Origin of the sequence: Veillonella parvula, from assembly GCF_032550495.1 — a bacterium.
Taxonomy (GTDB): Bacteria; Bacillota; Negativicutes; order Veillonellales; family Veillonellaceae; genus Veillonella; species Veillonella parvula_G.
Genome location: NZ_JAWFZJ010000001.1, coordinates 444,255 through 461,990, shown reverse-complemented (window position 1 = coordinate 461,990; position 17,736 = coordinate 444,255). Strand labels below are relative to the sequence as shown.

Sequence of the window (17,736 nt, the reverse complement as noted above, 5' to 3'; positions counted from 1 at the left end):
AGGGGAGGACATATATGAAAACCTTTGGTCGAGTGTTAACAGCTATGGTGACATCCTTTAATAGTGATGGATCCGCAAATATTGAAAATTGTGTTGCTATCGCCAATCATCTGTTAGATAATGGCTCTGATGGTCTTGTGGTTTGTGGCACAACGGGTGAAAACCCAACTATGTCTAGAGACGAAAAATTAGCTCTATTTAATGCGATTGCAAAAGAATGTGGACATAAAGGTTCGATTATTGCTAACGTAGGTAGTAACGATACAATGGCTTCTGCAGAATTTGTAAAGGAAGTCTCTAAAATCGATGGTATCGATGGTTTGCTAGTTGTAGTACCTTATTACAATAAACCGAACCAACAAGGCCAATATTTGCATTTTAAAACTATTGCAGAAGCTACTACATTGCCAATTATGGTGTATAATGTACCAAGTCGTGTAGGGACAGGTATTTTCCCAACTACCTTAGTTCAACTACATAACGAATATCCACATATTTGTGCTATCAAAGAGGCAAGTGGTAATTTAATGATTGCTTCTGAAATTAAGCGTTTAATGCCTGGAGATGATTTCATGGTATATAGTGGGGACGATGGTCTTACATTACCGATGTTATCTGTTGGAGGATGTGGAGTTGTATCTGTAGTATCTCATGTAGCAGGCAAAGATATGAATGCTATGATTCAAGCTTATGAATCTGGCCATAACTACGAAGCGATTCGTATTCATCAAGCTTTATCAGAAATTATAAAAGCGATGTTCATCACCACAAATCCGATTCCTGTTAAATATGCAGCCCGTAAAATTGGCTTACCTGTGGGAAAATTTAATTTACCAATGTGTGAACCAACGGCTGATGAAGCAGCATATATTGATAAAGCATTAGCAGAATATCTAAAATAAAATATTAGTATAAAATAAAAACCAGTAACTACATTGTAGCTACTGGTTTTTATTTTATACTACAATCACTGTTATTTTTGATTAGAGTCACATTATTTGTATTATATTAATTGTATTTTAATGTAAAAATTTACAATTATGGTATAATTTCTCTGGAGATAGTATTTTTAACTATACTCTAGTCTACTGTTAATTCATGATAAACAGACAAATTGTGAAAGTTCGAACCGACCAATATGGCGGGTACATTTAAAACACAAGGAGTTTAGCATGATACTAACAATGTTAAAAGGTAAAATTCACAGGGCTACTGTGACACAAGCAGAGCTTGATTATGTAGGGAGCATTACAATTGATACAGATTTATTGAATGCATCCGGAATACGAGAATATGAACAAGTTCAAATTGTAAATATTAATAATGGAGCACGTTTTAGTACATATACTATTGCCGGAGAAGCAGGTAGTGGTGTTATATGTTTAAATGGTGCTGCTGCACGACATGTACAAGTACATGATAAGATAATTATCATGTGTTATGCACAGCTTGATGAAAGCGAAGTTGAGAGCCATAATCCTCTCGTTGTATTTGTAGATAACAATAATAAGATAAGTCATATAAAAAACTATGAGAAACATGGTTTATTAGTTGATCAAAAATAATTGTCATTGATCGAATTACAGTAGACTGTATAGGACTATCTTCGTATTTACAATATAACGGAGGAATATAATGGAATTTATAACAACTATCGAAAATGTACGGAATACAGTAAATAGCTGGAGAAAAGAAGGTTACACAATTGGTTTTGTACCAACCATGGGATTCTTACATGAAGGACATGCTGCATTAATAGATCAAGCTAGAAAAAATAACGATAAGGTCATTGTCTCTATATTTGTAAATCCTATTCAATTTGGAGAAAATGAAGACTTAAGTACTTACCCGCGTGATATTAATAGCGATAAAAAGTTATGTGAATCACATGGTGTCGATCTTATTTTTTCTCCAAATCCGGAGGAAATGTACCAAGATAAAAAGGCATTTGTAAACATTGCGGATTTATCTGATACATTGTGTGGTATTCGCAGACCAATTCACTTTAAAGGCGTTTGCACTGTGGTGGCAAAATTCTTTAATATTACTCAACCAACAAATGCGTATTTTGGTGAAAAAGATGCACAGCAATTAGCCATTATACGTAAAATGGTCTTTGATTTAAATTTTCCTGTCAATATTATTGGTGTTCCCATTGTTCGTGAAAAAGATGGTTTAGCAAAATCTTCTCGTAATACATATTTGTCTAGTGAAGAACGGAAAGCTGCAACCATATTGTATAAAGCTATTCAATTGGGAAAACAAACTATACAATATGGGTGTCCTGCTAAATGTATCATTGATACTATGACAGACACAATACAAACCGAACCGCTTGCTAAAATAGATTATATTTCAGTTGTTGATGCTAAGACTATGCAACCTGTACAAGAGGTTACTGCCCCAGTATTAGTGGCTATGGCTATATATATTGGTTCTACACGACTTATCGATAACTTCTCATACGATCCAAATTAAGGAGAGAAGTTATGAATCATTTACTTACACTCAACAACGTCCTTTCCAAATACTTAATTTTTATAATCCTAGGCTTTTCATGTATTGCCTATATAGTACCAGAATACTTTACTTGGGCAATCGCTTATACACCATTCTTACTTGGTATAGCCATGTTTGGCATGGGGCTTACTATTAAGTTTGAAAGCTTATGTAGTATCCTTAGGCATCCAAAAGATATTTGTATTGGTGTACTTGCACAATATACAATAATGCCTCTATTAGCTTGGGGAATTTGCCATATATTTACCTTATCACCGGATATTGTTATTGGTGTTATATTAGTAGGTTGTTGTCCTGGTGGAACAGCCAGTAATGTTATAACCTATATTGCCAATGGTGATGTCCCTTTATCTGTAGGAATGACAATTACTTCAACATTAATAGCTCCCATAGTTACACCATTATTAATCCTATATATCGGTGGCGCATGGGTAGATGTTCAAGTACTACCTATGATGATTACTATGGTAAAAGTTATTATTGTGCCAATCTTATTGGGTGCAGTAATCCAATATGTATGTAAATCACATATTAATACTTTAACTAGTATTAGTCCTATCTTCTCAATGATAGCTATTATACTGTTAATAGCAGCCATTATTGCTATTAACAAAGAGAAACTATTGATTTCTGGGCTTGAAACACTTATTGTTGTTGGTATACATAATATACTAGGTCTACTATTAGGATTAGGTGTAGGAGCACTGCTTAAATTAAGATATGATAAAACTACAGCGCTAGCAATAGAGGTAGGAATGCAAAATAGTGGTTTAGCCGTAACATTGGCAGCAACAAATTTTGCATTAAATCCATTAGCAACGCTGGTAGGGGCTATTTTTAGTGTATGGCATAATATATCAGGTGCTATTTTTGCTACTCTACGGAGAGAAAATAGTTTACATTAAAAATAAACTTTATACATGCAACAAAAAAACGGCAACAATATGTTGCCGTTTTTTTGTTTATATTCTATCTCGTACAAGACCGATTACGAGACCCTCAATATGACAATCATCTACAATGATTGGAGCAAAATCATCATTTTCAGGTTGTAAACGAATATGACCATTTTCTTTATAAAAACGTTTTACGGTAGCCTCATCATCAATGCGTGCTACAACTACATCGCCATTATTTGCTGTATTTTGATGGCGTACGATGAGCATATCACCTTCATACATACCGATATTCATCATAGATTCGCCTTGAACACGTAATAAAAAACAGTCAGAATCGCCAGTCAATTGAACTGGCAATGTAAGCGTGGACTCTAGGTTTTCTACTGCAGTAATAGGCATACCTGCTTGTACAGTGCCGATAAGAGGTACTTGTTTAAGTCCAGCCCCTAAAAACTCAAAGTTATCAGAGCTAGACGTTTCATTACCAGTTACTGAGATAGAAGGTTTAGTATCTTCTAAAACGGTAATAGCACGATTTTTATTTGGATCACGTTTAATATAGCCAAATTTTTCTAGCGCATTCAAATGAGATTGAACAGTAGAAGTGGAACTTAGCCCTACATGTGTACAGATTTCACGAACTGTAGGACAACGATATTCATTATGTAATGAATCTTTTATAAAGTCTAATATACGGCGCTGTTTTGTATTAATATCTGTAGCAGGGCGTCTCACGATAAACCTCCAAAGTCAATCTAATGTCAAAAAATGTAAATATATCTATGCGTAAAAATTACCACATAACGTACTATATAATAAAAATATAAGATATTTACTTAACTTATATACCTATTATAGGAAATTTTGAAAGTTTTTGCAAACATTTGTTCTTAAACACTTGACCGAACATTCGTTCGTGTGCTATTATAAACATGTAAACAAACAAATGTTCTCAGATATTATGTTCGATGTAAATGTGAGGTATGAGATGAAAAATATATTGATGATGTTAGGAATGTGTTTAACAGTATTATTGGGTTATAATATGTCAAATTCTGTAACAGAGGTAAATACACATAATAATGTACGTGAAGTAAAGGTTCAAGCAGGCGATACAATGTGGGATATTGCAGCACGTACAGCTCATAAAGATATGGATGTTCGTGAAATGGTATATGCTATGAAGGAACTTAACAATATTAGTGATTCCGGAGCGCTTGTACCTGGTACCGTTTTGAAAGTACCAGCAAATAAATCTAATAGTCCAGTTAGAGCTTTGGACTATATGGCTCAAAACTAAATATATATGGGTTAATCCCACGCAAAAAAGCAGCTACTCTAACAGAGATAGCTGCTTTTTGTTATCTAATGTATGTTATTAAACGATTTATAGTTATTGTCTAAATCAACTGATTTATGATTGTTATCTAAATCGCTTTTCAAAAATTGTAGAGATAGGATTATCTACAAACTTATTTGCTTCATTGATATAACGACGAACCATATTTACACTATGATGACGTGTTTGTCGCATAATATTACGCTCCTCAACACCATAAGCTGCTGCAGTCGTTGCAAAGCCATGACGTAAACTATGAGCGCCATACATAGTCGGATCTAGACCAATAAGAGAAATATATTTTTTTACGATTTCTGCAATCATCTTATCGGATATAGCTGTTTTACGTAAAGACATATTTTTTGTAAACCCTCTAAATACAGGTCCCTCAGTAATACCAGAAGCACGTAACCATTGTTGTAAGGCTCGTACTGCATCTAACGGAGAACCAGATAAATGTGGGATAGCTACCACTGCACCTTGACCTTCTTGATCGGCCTTAGAGGATGCTACAAAGATTTCAACACCTTGTGGTGAAAATTGAAGATTTTCTACTGTAATAGCTGCAATCTCACTGCGCCGGAAAGCACCCATAAAGCCAATCAAAAGAATAGCTTTATCGCGCAATAATTGAAGTTCCGGCACATCTAGCTTAGTCATACAGTCTATAATATCTTCAATATCTTCTAACAAAACTGGGGTTTTCCCTTGTTGGAATGTTCCTTTTAATCGTCTAATACCACGTAAGGCCTGTTTAACGATAGGAGCCATACATGGATTATCTCTTTGGCCAGAAGCATTAAAATTTTCAGATATAGCACTAATACGCCGTGAAATTGTATTTGCCTTTGCATAATCTGCTAGATCGTTAATATAATTTACTATTGTTTCTGGTGTAGCTGGAAAATAAGATACCTTTTGATAAGTACACCATTCTACGAAATCGTCCCAATCCGATTCGTAAGCATCAACAGTATTCTCAGCCTTAGATAACAATATGCTTTGTTTTGCTTTCATAGACAACTTTGTACTATTCATAAGCGCATCATTATTGCGCAAATAAAAATGCTTTTGTTGTTTCTTAGACTCTGACATAATTCACCCTTACCCATAAAATATCAATATAATTGTACCATAGATTAGATCTTTATATGCTATAATTAGAGAATATAATAACTTATTCGGGAGCGTTTACGAATACATGACGAAGAAATATATATTAGTAGGAACAGTACTTGTTCTTTTGGGTACAAGTGGTTGCTCATACATTCCAACAGAAAATATTTCTTATGGTGTATATTATAATGATACAGATCTATCAAATACACCAAAGAACGAATTACAAGCACGTTTACAAGAGGTGAATGATAAGATACCTCAGACTATATCTATCGATATGGGAAATAATAAAAAACAGCAAGCCACATATCATGATTTAGGTATTCAATTCGATACAGAGGCTATGGTAAAAGCTATTTCCGCATACGGCTATGAGGATGATATGTGGACAGTATTGTCACATAGATTTAATGGTTTATTTTATGGTCATCATTTTAAACCACAATATAAGTTAGACGAAGTAAAGGGTAAAACATATCTCACTGAGTTAGCAAAAAGAATAGATACACCTGGTCATGATGCCTATCTTACTGTTGAAAATGGACAAGTAGTAATACATCCGTCAAAAAAAGGCAAACGTATTGATATCGATGCTACCTTGAAAAAGCTAAAAGATGATCTACAGATTAGCGATAGTATAAATTCTCTTTCTATGGTATTTACTACGCAGAATACGGTAAAAGTTACCGATACTGATCTAAAACCTTTAAATACTGTATTAGCATCTTTCACAACGGAGTATAATCCAAGTAATGAAAGCAGAACACATAATATCCAATTAGCCTCTGATAAGATAAATGGTACACTCATTAAGCCCGGCGCACAATTCTCCTTTAACGATGTTGTAGGAGAACGTACTGCAGAAGCTGGCTATGATGATGCGCCCGTTATGATTGATGGCAAATTAGTTCCTGGTATTGGTGGTGGTATTTGCCAAGTAAGTTCCACTATATTCAATACAGCTTTATTATCTGGCATGAATATTATTGAACGTACACCTCACTTTGAACCAGTTGGATACATTCAAGCTGGTAGAGATGCTACGGTAGCTTGGGGCTATTTAGACTTTAAGTTTAGAAATCCGTACCAACATTCTATTTATATCTTAAGTGTTATGAATAATGGTACGTTAACTATTTACATTATAGGTACAGCTGAAGATAAACCAAAAAATGTATCTATCTCTGTAGGCGATTATGGTGAGATTCCAAATAAAACAATAACTAAGGTAGATCCATCTTTAAAAGAAAAAGAGGTACAAGAGGGCCATGTAGGCTTAAAAATGAATACGTATAGAACCATTACATATGGTAACTGGGTTACTCAAACTGATTCCTTTGAGTCTATATATGACCCTGTAGATACAATTATTACAACGCCTGCAACACCTGAAGCGCCACCTAAGAAAACAGATAAAAAGAAATCATAACTATAGCTTTTATGAAATATAGCCTAAACTATTGACCATTAAATATAAATAGTTTAGGCTATTATTTGGGCTGTAAATGAGAAATTATTATATACGTAAATAAATTAGTATAGATTAATTATTAAAATAAAAAGCATAATAAGACATTCTCAATAATTATCATTTAGGAAAAAGTAGACTAGAAGAGGAATTTATGGACACAATTTTACAATTTGATCACTCTTTAATTTTCTATGTACATGAACATTTTGTATATAGTTTTTTAACACCAATTATGGCATTTATTTCAAAAATTACAAGTAATGGCGCATTATGGATTATAATAGCTTTATTATTAATGCTACAAAAAAAATATCGTGTTTTAGGCGTGGCAATTATTATTGCTTTAGGATTTGTTTTTATAATTGGCGACCAAGGTTTAAAACCAAATGTAGCTAGATTAAGACCATTTGTTGATTTTCCAAATGTAACGGTACCGTTGGAATCTGCACTACCAAAAGCTACAAGCTATTCATTCCCATCAGGTCATAGCTTTGGTTCATTCGCATCAGCCATGACTATTTACCTAGGCTTAACTCAAATAGCGCCTCAGAAGCGATATTTAGGGATTTTAGCATTGTTAGGGTCAATAGTAGTAGCATTCTCTAGAATATACTTATTTGTGCATTATCCAACAGATGTATTAACAGGTCTAGTATTAGGGATCATAGTAGGATTTATTGCTTGGAAATTAGCAAGAATTGGCTGGAACTGGTGGACTAACCGTCATAATGATGTAGAATACGAACCATATACATTTAAACGTAAATAAGCGAAAATAAGAAAAAAACTTGATAACACAACGGATTGGGCCATTTAGGCCCAATTTCTTATACAAATTACTTCCGATAATATATCGTTATCGGAAGTAATTTATGTTAAAAACAAAAACTAGCCTATAAGTCTATAAGCTAGTTTATTTTAGTTAATCAAAATAATCAGTAAAAAATTAATTATTTATCATATGAATTTATTTCTTTTATATATTCCGCTAACTCAGGTTCATCAATAGTAACTTTATCAAACTTAGGTTCAATAATTATATTACCGTTATAATCCATTAGGCCATATTTCCCTTTAGATTTATAAACAAATAAAGCTTTATAAAATGATGTTATATCGTCATCATAATGTGGTAATTTAAATAATTTATAACCTGAGTTTGTATCAATTACATATTTTATTTTATCATAAGTTGCTGTAGTAACTTTATTTAATACATAATTAGGCTTTGATGTATCTATACTATCAAAAACATCAGCATAAAATACACCTGAACTAGCATTAAAAATACTATTACCATATGAATCTTTCAAAATAAAGCTACGATCACTTAATCTTTCATAAGAATAGTTATTCGTAGCAACTATAGTTTGATCTAATGAGTCTACTATACCATACCTATTATTTTTATCAGTCACAACAAAGTACTTAAACTCTTTACCTAAATGTTTTATAGATTTATATTTAGGAGGAATAACGATTATATTATCCTTTGTCTTCATACCATATAAAGTATTACCTTTATCATCTACTTCTGAAAATAAATCATAAACATCTGATGGAGCTCTACTATAAAAATTCTCATCAGAATATGAATCACCTCCCGCACCATCATTATTACGTATTTCTATATAATCATTTCTGTTAATAAGGTCTATAGCTTCATCAACACTAAGTAAAACACCATTTTCTGTAAGATATTTTGTATAATCATCTATAGTATATAATTTATAAAGATATTTTTTATCTTTTCTAGACCAATATTTGGTAATACTCTCTTTGATACTTCTAATAGGACTATCAATAATTGGATTGCCGCTTACTCTATTATATACATACCAATATTCTCCTTTTTTACCTAATATTATAGTATCACTTAAATCATCATAATCAGTAATCACATCATTAATAGCATATGTACCATCTAAGTTTAATAATTTAAAGCCCCCATTAGTGAAAGCTTTAGCAAATTTATAATAGAACTCATATTCATACCCTACTGGTAAATAGGCTAGTTCAACTAAATTTACATATCGTTTTTGACCATTTTCATAAAATGATCCATATACATAGTTATTATTATATCCTTTTATATACTCCACATGTAAGTTATCATATGGGCCCAATATCCATTGTCCTTTTTCATCAACAATGGTATTGCCAGTTTGGGATTCTAATGTAATATATTCTTTTGCAGCTATTATATTACATGAAACCAATGCTATTGCAAAGCTTAATATAAACTTTCTCATAAAGCACTCCATTACACAACACATCAATAGTTGATTTCATATTAACATATTTATATTCTTTAAATAAACTATACTTTTCATATTCTTAATTATTCTATATGCCAATAAAGTATTATTATTACATAAAATTTATATTGAATTTTTTAGAATTAGATTGTAAAATAGTAATATAAATTATCTAATTTACTCATACTCTTATGGAGGAATTTTATGTGCTGGTGTGATATTGTAAGTAAAGCCAAAATTGGCGGTTTAAAACATTTAGGAAATGGCATGGAGAGTTCTTTAAGATTTCTTGCTGAAATGGTTGTTGGTTTAAGTATTATTCGCGTGTTAGTTAACTGGGTTTTTGGTATCTAATTTCTCAGATGAATATGAACATATTAATAGGCGCTTAGTTATCTAAGCGTCTTATTTTTATATTTTTTGATTTATAAAATTAGTTCCTTAACTACACCCAGTATATTATTCATATGCTTCACTGCAATCAATGTATTCCATAATAATTTGGCAGATCTGACCATCTTTATCAAATGCCCAGTATACTGGATATAAACCATCGCCAAATCCAGATTGAATCATCGGTACAGTCAATTCTGTATCAGGAATTGTGAAGTTAATCCAATCTCCTTTGGAACGTTGGTATTGTGGATATGCCATAGCATTTAATTGGAATAAATCACTATAATAGTCATCGTAGATATTTTTTTCAGGGTAGTTTATATGCCATTGTTCATAAAACTTATTATATGTTTCAATTGTTTGTGCATCTATAATTGTAGCTAAACCTGAATCTACAGGAAATCCAATATAGGTATCTCCATCATCTAAATCGGTTAAGTCTTCAGTTCCTTTTAATGCTAATTCATAGTATACAGGTTCATTGCCACTAAAAACAACTCGACTAGCTACATAACGATATTCATTTGGTTCCATTTCGATTATCTTAGTCTCTAACAAATACGTACCTGGTGTTACCTGTCTAAGATATGTATCTGGTTTGCTTGGTAATGTTACTAGAGGATCACAACACGTAATATAACCTGTTGGAAAATTTACCGTCCACATAGGTAATGTGTGTAACGGAAATCCTTTTAACTCTTTTCGGTTAAATAAATCGTGATATGGTACGGTAGGTTTTAATTTACCTTCAGAACCTAATCGGTTAAAGGTTTGAATCCATTCGCTAGTTAATTTAGATTGTTCCATATTACTCCTCGGCTTCGTATTTACAATGAATATATTCGCCTTCTAATACTTCATAGGCTGCGGTTTTACGAATAATTTGCTTCACTAAGATATCTAGTTTTGAACCATTAGAATAGTCTGCAGGTGCATAATAACGGATACGATGATGACGCATCATCTTATATACCTTTTCTTTATCCTTCTTAAATGGATCATATACACCTATAGAATGCCCCCCATTAGCGTTCACAAGACTCATACAAGGAATATCTGTATCGCTATCCCCAATATAAATCATGTTACGGAACGGCACACGTTGATTTTCAGGCTTAATGTAATCATTAACACCAGTATCATTAATATCGAGAATTCCTTTTTGAATACGGAACAAAAATTGTGTCTTATTCGTATAGTTAATGGCTTGTGCAGGCCAAACAGCTACACCTTTGTCATCGAACATAAATGCACTGGCATAGATTTTGGTGAAAGCCCCCTCTTTTGCCATTTCAGTGCCTTCGATCATTTCTTTTAAGCCAGACGAAATAATATAATGTTCAATCTTAACGCCTTGTTCTAAGCCATATTGACGAATGCGTTCAAACCAAGTCCGTACCCCTTCGTATAATTCTACCTGATTGCCGTATTCCATGAGCTTATCTTTTGTTACATAGAAATGGCCTACTGCTTCTTGAATCATTTTGTACATATAGGCTAAGTTATTATCCATATCATGTTTTTTAGCCAATTGATTTGATTCATACCAAAATTGTTTGATTTGCTCTTCGTTATAGCCTACCGATTGAATGAATCCTTGTGCCTGCATATCGTTAGGGGTTAATGTCTTATCAAAGTCGTAACACATTGCTAACACGGGCATAGATGAGTCAGATGATTGTAAATTATCTTTACTATCTTTCTTATACGTTATCATAAATGCACCTCCTTTTAAATTAAACCCAAAATACATTTACACTCTCTTATATTCCTGAGATACCTGCTTGACAACCCCTTTGGTATCTATTTTACACGATAAGTCAATTCATTTAATTTAGTAATTCCTCGTAATTCTCTCTAAAATAAGCTATCTTGTGTTACAGTTTCTTTTACAATCCAGCTCTTTTCCGTACTTTCTTTGATAATTTCTCTTTTTGAAAGTTTTCCAATCAGTAAGCTAGAATTTGGGTAATGATGTAAACGATTATATCGAACTGCCGCTTGATTAGTATTGGCATAACAATATCGACAAAAGTGGCTACAGCTATCGTAGGCACCAATATCACTATGTAAATAACAATTACATTCTGGTCGTGCTGGCGCGCGTTTAGGTACTTTTAATTTTATATTCCAGGCCCTTTCATAACAATCTAAGGTTAAACACCCCTCTGTATAAGCACCAAGCTCTTTAAAGATATCCCCTTCTCCACAGGTTTTAAGATTCATATGATTGGAATGAGCTATGGAAACAAATTCTTTAATGATCTTAGTTTGAACATCTAAACTTGGTCTATATCCTTCTGGAAAATTCTGAGCCACCTTATCCAATATATCTAAAAAGCTAACAACAACTGTATCTGTATAACCTTTAAGGGCTTGAGCCATTTTGTAAAAGCTTTCACAATGAAAATCAACGGTATATTCATTAGTTAAAATGATAGGATCATAGCGCCACACCATAGATTGAGAATTAAGCTGTTTAGAAATATGTTTAAATCCTTCTATAACAGACACATAAGTTGGCACGTAGGGTTCAATATCAGTTCCATAAGGCGTTATAGTCATATGCCAGTATTGTCTGTAATCAACAATTTCATTTAGTAGTGGAATAAACGGTAAAGGATTCTTTGTACAGAATGCAATACCATCTACCACTTCTTGATTAATTGGATACCGTGTCACCTGTAGGGGAACCTGTAGGGGATTATAAGGGTTACGAACATCTACAAAACCTTCACGTATACGATTGATTAGCCATTGCCCATAAAAAGCAGGAATATCTGTACGTTGCCCAGTCTGTAATATCATAGCCCCTGCCCTTTCAGTAAAATAAAAACATAGGAGTATTATATCATATCTAATAGTAAGTATTTATGGAGTTAATGTGATTTTTGCTGTATAGTTCATTATTATTTTATGGTACTATACATACTATAGAATATGAGGAGAACTAAATTATGAATGATACTTTTGAACGCAACCATCCTATGAAGGATGATAAAGAATTTATTACAGCCTATTGGGCAGATCGATCTCACGATTTTGGCGCTTTACGTGCAAAAGAATTAGAAAGTCCCAAACTAAAATTATGGAGAGAAGAATTAACTTGTCATATATTTGATTCTGATAGATCTTTACGAATATTGGATATTGGATGTGGAGCCGGCTTTTTTAGTATTATACTATCTCAGCTTGGTCATACAGTGCATGGCATTGATATTACACCTAATATGATAGATGAGGCAAATCAACTAGCAGAGTCCCTCGATTGTGATGCAACCTTTTCTGTGATGGATGCAGAGAATCTAGGATTTGATACTAATACCTTTGATATCGTTGTGGCCAGAAATGTAACGTGGAATTTACCCCATCCTGACAAAGCCTATGCCGAATGGTTTCGCGTCATTCGCCCAGGCGGTTTGATTTTAAACTATGATGCGGAACATGCTCGTAATCATCATAATGTACCACAATCTGTTCATCATGCCCATGAACATGTAAGCAACGAATTAAAAGAACGGTGTCATACCATTTATCATATGCTCGACATTTCGTCTTATACACGACCTCAATGGGATAAAGAACTACTTACTAAATTAGGTGCTAGTTCTGTTACCATTGATCTAACTGTAGGTCCGCGTATTTACAATGAGGAAGACGAGTTTTATATTCCTGTACCCATGTTCTTGGTGAAAGCAATTAAATAAATCTATATAATATATAACACAAAACCCACTCTATGATTATCATGAGTGGGTTTTGTGTTTAGATTAACTGCTAATTACTAAAATATACCTGAGCTTTATCAATCTCTGCCCGTAGTTTTTCTTCATCAATTGTAAGCAATTCTTTGTCTTTCATAAGAACTTTGCCACCTACAATTATAGTGTTTACATCAGAACTATTTGCAGAGTATACAAGTGCCGCTAAATCGTTGTATCGAGGCATCCAGTGCATACCAGATACGTCATATAACACGATATCTGCACGATAGCCTTTCGCTAATACACCAAGGTCTCTATAGCCAAGTGCTTTTGCACCTTCTACAGTGCCCATGTTCCATGCGGCTTGAGCAGGAATAGCCTTTGGATCATAAAGACGTGCTTTATGTAATGTTGCTGCAAGACGTACTTCTTCAAGCATATCAGCATTATTATTAGAAGCGGAGCCATCTGTACCAAGACCAACCGTAATACCTTTGGCAATCATTTCAGGTACTGGTGCAATACCGCTAGCTAATTTTAAATTAGATTGTGGGTTATGAGCTACGGCTACATTATTTTCAGCCATAATAGCCATATCTTCGTCTGTCACATGAACGCAGTGTGCGGCTAAGGTAGTATTCCAGAATAAACCTAAATCATGCATATGCGCAATTGGTGTCTTACCAGTAGCTTTCATAACATTCTCCACTTCTCCTTTTGTTTCGGACAAGTGCATATGAATACCACAATTTAATTCATGAGATAAGGCAATCACCTTTTCCATATAATCATCAGGGCAAGTATATGGTGCATGTGGTCCAAGCAATACTTTGATGCGGTCATTATCAAAGCCGTTCCAAGTGCGGAATAAGTCAGCATTTTCAACTAATGCTTGATCTGCTGTTGGGGATACACCGGCTAAGCCACGTGACAATACAGAGCGAATACCTGTTTCTTTTACCACCTCAGCAGTAGTATTCATAAAGAAATACATGTCGCTAAATGTAGTGGTGCCAGTGCGCAACATTTCAGCAATACCGAGTTGTGTGCCGTACCGTACATAATCGTCATTTAATTTTGCTTCTGTTGGCCAAATAGCCGTTTCAAGCCATTCCATAAGCTCAAGATCATCTGCATAGTTTCTAAATAGACCCATCGCAATATGAGTATGTGTATTTACAAGACCTGGCGTAGCCAATTGACCTTTACCGTCTAGTACTTCCTTAGCAGAGTCTTTTACCTTTTCAGCTTCTCTATCGTTTAAAATAGCTGTAATATAACCATTATTAATTTCAATGGCATGATTTTTTAAAACCCCCTCATCGGTGAGGACGTCTACATGAGTAATCAATAATTCAGACATAGTCTTCCCTCATAGGTATAACCGAGCCATGATAGCTCGGTTATATTTGTTTAATTTGAAAGCTAGTAATAGTTTAGATACAAAATGTATTACAGAAACTATTATATTTCAATACAGTATTAGTTTACTTTTGTTAGATAATCGATTTGTTCTTGTGTTAAAGAATCTAAATCATAGCCCATGGAGTTCAATTTAAGTTTAGCGATTTCCACATCTAATTCATGAGGCAATACGTATACTTTTGGATCCATTTCTTTACCGTTTTTCAAGATATACTCTGCAGCAAGGGCTTGCATAGCAAATGACAAGTCCATAATTTCTGCAGGGTGACCATCGCCAGCTGCAAGGTTTACTAGACGGCCTTCAGCCAATACATAGAGTTTACGACCATCAGACATAGTATAGCCTTCGATGTTTTGGCGAACCCTTTCGTGGCTTATAGCAAGTTCAGTAAGATCAGAAACATTCACTTCGCAGTCAAAGTGACCAGCATTACATAAGATAGCTTTATCTTTCATCACTTTGTAATGTTCTTTTACAATAACATCTTTACAACCTGTTACAGTACAGAAGATATCGCCAACCTTAGCGGCTTCAATCATAGGCAATACCTTGAAACCATCAAATACAGCCTCTATAGCTTTAATTGGATCTACTTCAGTTACATATACGTGTGCACCAAGGCCTTTTGCGCGCATCGCAACGCCTTTACCACACCAGCCATAACCAGCAACAACAACGTTCTTGCCTGTTACAGTCAAGTTCGTAGTGCGCATGATACCATCCCAAACGGACTGACCTGTACCATAGCGATTATCGAAAAGATATTTACAGTAAGAGTCATTTACAGCAATCATAGGGAATGTTAATTGTTTAGCGTTCTCTAATGCATATAAACGATGTACACCTGTTGTGGTTTCTTCACTCCCCCCTAACAAACGTTCTTTTGCATCTTGACGTGTAGTATGCAATAGATTTACTAAATCACCACCATCATCAATGATAATATGTGGTTTATGATCAAGTGCTTTATGGAGGAAGTTAAAATATTCTTCATCAGTACAATCGTACCAAGCATATACAGTAATGCCCATATCTACAAGACCTGCAGCTACATCGTCTTGTGTAGACAACGGATTGGAGCCCGTTACAATTACATCTGCACCACCGCGTTTTAATACAGTCGCAAGGTATGCTGTTTTTGCTTCCAAGTGAACACTAACAACAATTGTTTGGCCTTTGAAAGTTTGTTCTGCTTCAAAACGGTCACCTAATGTGTTTAATGTAGGCATAAAGTTAGAAACCCAATCAATTTTTTTGCGACCTTCTGTTGCTAAATTTATGTCTCTAATTAAAGATTGCATAATATCTCCTTTTACTCATACAAGTAGATACAATAGAATAAATAGTTGATAGTAAATCTACTTAGATTTATTGATACTATATAATTTTGTTAATATCGTTATAGATACTTACTTATATAGATAATATATTGCTTATATAGATAATAAATTACTTATATATCGAATGCTTCTTAATAAGCTACATTATTAAAATCATAAATTATTTAGATTCTACAATCTGGCGTAGCTTACCAATTGACTCTTCATAATTTGGAGTCAATACTCCCTCTTCGGTGATAATCGCTGTTACAAGTTCATGAGGTGTTACATCGAATGCAGGATTAAGTACACCAATACCACTAGGGGCTATTTGAACACCGTGTAAAGCTGTTACTTCATCATCATTGCGCATCTCAATAGGAATATCTCCACCATTTTCCAGAGTAAAGTCAAATGTACTATAAGGAGCGGCTACATAAAACGGAATATTGTGGAATTTAGCTAGTACAGCCACACCATAGGTACCAATCTTATTGGCTACATCCCCTTTTGTAGTGATGCGGTCAGCACCGACGATAACAGCATCAATTAACCCATGTTGCATCGCATAGGCGGCCATATTATCTGTTTCAAGAGTAATAGGAATACCATCCTCGTGAAGTTCAAAGGCTGTAAGTCGAGCACCTTGTAATAATGGACGTGTTTCATCAGCATACACGCGTTCCAGTTGTCCATTTTCATGTAATTTACGAACAACACCAAGTGCTGTTCCTAGACCACCTGTAGCTAGTGCACCCGCATTACAATGAGTTAAGATGCGAATATTCTTTTTACCTTCAAATAATGTAGAACCTGCTTCGGCCATACGTCTATTCAAAGACACATCTTCTTCGTGAATGATAATAGCCTCTTTTGTAATGAGGTCTACTACTTCACTCATTGAGGACATACTGTCAACATTAGTTTTCACAAGAGAAATTACACGATCTACAGCCCAAGCTAAGTTGATTGCCGTAGGGCGAGTTTCTTTTAAGATCTCACTAAACTCATATAAGCTTGTAAGTTGTTCACTAAATGGCGCCTCTAAACGTCCTGCTTCCATAGCAGCTAAAATGAGACCATAACTAGCAGCTACGCCAATAGCAGGTGCGCCACGAACGCGAAGCATTTTAATAGCTTCGGCCACTTGGCGCCAATCTGTACAGTGAACGTATGTAATTTCAGTAGGCAATTTAGTTTGATCTAATAGTACCAGCGTATCTTTACGCCATTCAATATTAATCATAACTTCTCCTTCGATGAACTATTGTGTATCATTATGAGT

General features: G+C 34.3%; 18 protein-coding genes. 9 read left to right on the top strand and 9 right to left on the bottom strand.

The genetic code is table 11. The features are described from left to right. Positions 1 to 14: 14 nt before the first annotated feature. The 4 genes from dapA (at position 15) to E6X37_RS02150 (ending at position 3,425) form a co-directional block, all read left to right on the top strand. A complete protein-coding gene (gene dapA / locus E6X37_RS02165; RefSeq protein WP_077708420.1) occupies positions 15 to 902 on the top strand; it encodes a 4-hydroxy-tetrahydrodipicolinate synthase in 888 nt (295 codons plus the stop codon). A gap of 270 nt (positions 903 to 1,172) precedes the next feature. Beyond that, positions 1,173 to 1,565 (top strand): aspartate 1-decarboxylase, encoded by a 393-nt coding sequence (gene panD / locus E6X37_RS02160; protein ID WP_004695834.1) that lies wholly within the window; start codon positions 1,173 to 1,175, stop codon positions 1,563 to 1,565. A 70-nt stretch (positions 1,566 to 1,635) separates the two neighbouring features. Continuing rightward, positions 1,636 to 2,478 carry a pantoate--beta-alanine ligase gene (gene panC / locus E6X37_RS02155; protein WP_077708421.1) on the top strand — a complete coding sequence of 281 codons (843 nt, stop codon included), beginning with the start codon at positions 1,636 to 1,638 and terminating at the stop codon, positions 2,476 to 2,478. Between the two features lie 11 nt (positions 2,479 to 2,489). After that, positions 2,490 to 3,425: a bile acid:sodium symporter family protein gene (locus E6X37_RS02150; protein ID WP_287517694.1), complete on the top strand. Its 936-nt coding sequence runs from the start codon at positions 2,490 to 2,492 to the stop codon at positions 3,423 to 3,425. A gap of 57 nt (positions 3,426 to 3,482) precedes the next feature. On the opposite strand, the gene lexA is transcribed toward E6X37_RS02150, so the two are convergent. Then, positions 3,483 to 4,154 (bottom strand): transcriptional repressor LexA, encoded by a 672-nt coding sequence (gene lexA / locus E6X37_RS02145; RefSeq protein ID WP_287517691.1) that lies wholly within the window; start codon positions 4,152 to 4,154, stop codon positions 3,483 to 3,485. A 253-nt stretch (positions 4,155 to 4,407) separates the two neighbouring features. Between lexA and E6X37_RS02140 the strand changes: the two genes are divergently transcribed. After that, complete coding sequence (locus tag E6X37_RS02140; protein WP_287517688.1) at positions 4,408 to 4,719, top strand: LysM peptidoglycan-binding domain-containing protein; 312 nt, start codon at positions 4,408 to 4,410, stop codon at positions 4,717 to 4,719. 123 nt (positions 4,720 to 4,842) lie between these two features. On the opposite strand, the gene E6X37_RS02135 is transcribed toward E6X37_RS02140, so the two are convergent. Next, complete coding sequence (locus E6X37_RS02135; protein ID WP_287517686.1) at positions 4,843 to 5,853, bottom strand: site-specific integrase; 1,011 nt, start codon at positions 5,851 to 5,853, stop codon at positions 4,843 to 4,845. Positions 5,854 to 5,959: 106 nt separating this feature from the next. Between E6X37_RS02135 and E6X37_RS02130 the strand changes: the two genes are divergently transcribed. Both E6X37_RS02130 and E6X37_RS02125 read left to right on the top strand, forming a co-directional pair. Further along, a complete protein-coding gene (locus E6X37_RS02130) occupies positions 5,960 to 7,306 on the top strand; it encodes a VanW family protein (RefSeq protein ID WP_316584084.1) in 1,347 nt (448 codons plus the stop codon). Between the two features lie 193 nt (positions 7,307 to 7,499). Beyond that, a complete protein-coding gene (locus E6X37_RS02125; protein ID WP_316584085.1) occupies positions 7,500 to 8,117 on the top strand; it encodes a phosphatase PAP2 family protein in 618 nt (205 codons plus the stop codon). Between the two features lie 181 nt (positions 8,118 to 8,298). Here E6X37_RS02125 and E6X37_RS02120 read toward each other — a convergent pair whose 3' ends face one another. After that, complete coding sequence (locus E6X37_RS02120) at positions 8,299 to 9,600, bottom strand: hypothetical protein (RefSeq protein ID WP_316689415.1); 1,302 nt, start codon at positions 9,598 to 9,600, stop codon at positions 8,299 to 8,301. Between the two features lie 210 nt (positions 9,601 to 9,810). Here E6X37_RS02120 and E6X37_RS02115 point away from each other — a divergent pair, with 210 nt between their 5' ends. After that, positions 9,811 to 9,960 (top strand): hypothetical protein, encoded by a 150-nt coding sequence (locus E6X37_RS02115; protein WP_004695850.1) that lies wholly within the window; start codon positions 9,811 to 9,813, stop codon positions 9,958 to 9,960. Between the two features lie 105 nt (positions 9,961 to 10,065). On the opposite strand, the gene E6X37_RS02110 is transcribed toward E6X37_RS02115, so the two are convergent. The 3 genes from E6X37_RS02110 to E6X37_RS02100 all read right to left on the bottom strand — a co-directional run bounded on the left by E6X37_RS02110 (position 10,066) and on the right by E6X37_RS02100 (position 12,810). Continuing rightward, positions 10,066 to 10,809, bottom strand: a complete 744-nt coding sequence (locus E6X37_RS02110) for a DUF4241 domain-containing protein (RefSeq protein WP_156697547.1) — start codon at positions 10,807 to 10,809, stop codon at positions 10,066 to 10,068. A 1-nt stretch (position 10,810) separates the two neighbouring features. Continuing rightward, positions 10,811 to 11,719, bottom strand: coding sequence for a haloacid dehalogenase-like hydrolase (locus E6X37_RS02105; RefSeq protein WP_156697548.1), 909 nt, complete (start codon positions 11,717 to 11,719; stop codon positions 10,811 to 10,813). Between the two features lie 140 nt (positions 11,720 to 11,859). Next, positions 11,860 to 12,810, bottom strand: coding sequence for a DUF1848 domain-containing protein (locus tag E6X37_RS02100; RefSeq protein ID WP_156697549.1), 951 nt, complete (start codon positions 12,808 to 12,810; stop codon positions 11,860 to 11,862). A gap of 149 nt (positions 12,811 to 12,959) precedes the next feature. On the opposite strand from E6X37_RS02100, the gene E6X37_RS02095 reads away from it, so the two are divergent. Further along, positions 12,960 to 13,709: a class I SAM-dependent methyltransferase gene (locus E6X37_RS02095; protein WP_004697068.1), complete on the top strand. Its 750-nt coding sequence runs from the start codon at positions 12,960 to 12,962 to the stop codon at positions 13,707 to 13,709. A gap of 70 nt (positions 13,710 to 13,779) precedes the next feature. On the opposite strand, the gene E6X37_RS02090 is transcribed toward E6X37_RS02095, so the two are convergent. The 3 genes from E6X37_RS02090 to mtnA form a co-directional block, all read right to left on the bottom strand. Continuing rightward, positions 13,780 to 15,069 (bottom strand): amidohydrolase, encoded by a 1,290-nt coding sequence (locus E6X37_RS02090; RefSeq protein WP_156697550.1) that lies wholly within the window; start codon positions 15,067 to 15,069, stop codon positions 13,780 to 13,782. A gap of 119 nt (positions 15,070 to 15,188) precedes the next feature. Beyond that, positions 15,189 to 16,433, bottom strand: a complete 1,245-nt coding sequence (locus tag E6X37_RS02085) for an adenosylhomocysteinase (protein ID WP_008713939.1) — start codon at positions 16,431 to 16,433, stop codon at positions 15,189 to 15,191. A 199-nt stretch (positions 16,434 to 16,632) separates the two neighbouring features. After that, positions 16,633 to 17,697 (bottom strand): S-methyl-5-thioribose-1-phosphate isomerase, encoded by a 1,065-nt coding sequence (gene mtnA, locus E6X37_RS02080; RefSeq protein WP_156697551.1) that lies wholly within the window; start codon positions 17,695 to 17,697, stop codon positions 16,633 to 16,635. Positions 17,698 to 17,736 lie beyond the last annotated feature (39 nt).

What these genes read in the sequence shown, in the direction of transcription:
- E6X37_RS02105 (WP_156697548.1), bottom strand. Translation starts at nt 11,719, where the DNA reads ATGATAACGTATAAGAAAGATAGTAAAGATAATTTACAATCATCTGAC.
- E6X37_RS02150 (WP_287517694.1), top strand. Translation starts at nt 2,490, where the DNA reads ATGAATCATTTACTTACACTCAACAACGTCCTTTCCAAATACTTAATT.
- dapA (WP_077708420.1), top strand. Translation starts at nt 15, where the DNA reads ATGAAAACCTTTGGTCGAGTGTTAACAGCTATGGTGACATCCTTTAAT.
- E6X37_RS02100 (WP_156697549.1), bottom strand. Translation starts at nt 12,810, where the DNA reads ATGATATTACAGACTGGGCAACGTACAGATATTCCTGCTTTTTATGGG.
- panC (WP_077708421.1), top strand. Translation starts at nt 1,636, where the DNA reads ATGGAATTTATAACAACTATCGAAAATGTACGGAATACAGTAAATAGC.
- E6X37_RS02125 (WP_316584085.1), top strand. Translation starts at nt 7,500, where the DNA reads ATGGACACAATTTTACAATTTGATCACTCTTTAATTTTCTATGTACAT.
- E6X37_RS02115 (WP_004695850.1), top strand. Translation starts at nt 9,811, where the DNA reads ATGTGCTGGTGTGATATTGTAAGTAAAGCCAAAATTGGCGGTTTAAAA.
- E6X37_RS02140 (WP_287517688.1), top strand. Translation starts at nt 4,408, where the DNA reads ATGAAAAATATATTGATGATGTTAGGAATGTGTTTAACAGTATTATTG.
- E6X37_RS02085 (WP_008713939.1), bottom strand. Translation starts at nt 16,433, where the DNA reads ATGCAATCTTTAATTAGAGACATAAATTTAGCAACAGAAGGTCGCAAA.
- E6X37_RS02095 (WP_004697068.1), top strand. Translation starts at nt 12,960, where the DNA reads ATGAATGATACTTTTGAACGCAACCATCCTATGAAGGATGATAAAGAA.
- panD (WP_004695834.1), top strand. Translation starts at nt 1,173, where the DNA reads ATGATACTAACAATGTTAAAAGGTAAAATTCACAGGGCTACTGTGACA.
- E6X37_RS02135 (WP_287517686.1), bottom strand. Translation starts at nt 5,853, where the DNA reads ATGTCAGAGTCTAAGAAACAACAAAAGCATTTTTATTTGCGCAATAAT.
- E6X37_RS02110 (WP_156697547.1), bottom strand. Translation starts at nt 10,809, where the DNA reads ATGGAACAATCTAAATTAACTAGCGAATGGATTCAAACCTTTAACCGA.
- mtnA (WP_156697551.1), bottom strand. Translation starts at nt 17,697, where the DNA reads ATGATTAATATTGAATGGCGTAAAGATACGCTGGTACTATTAGATCAA.
- E6X37_RS02090 (WP_156697550.1), bottom strand. Translation starts at nt 15,069, where the DNA reads ATGTCTGAATTATTGATTACTCATGTAGACGTCCTCACCGATGAGGGG.
- E6X37_RS02120 (WP_316689415.1), bottom strand. Translation starts at nt 9,600, where the DNA reads ATGAGAAAGTTTATATTAAGCTTTGCAATAGCATTGGTTTCATGTAAT.
- E6X37_RS02130 (WP_316584084.1), top strand. Translation starts at nt 5,960, where the DNA reads ATGACGAAGAAATATATATTAGTAGGAACAGTACTTGTTCTTTTGGGT.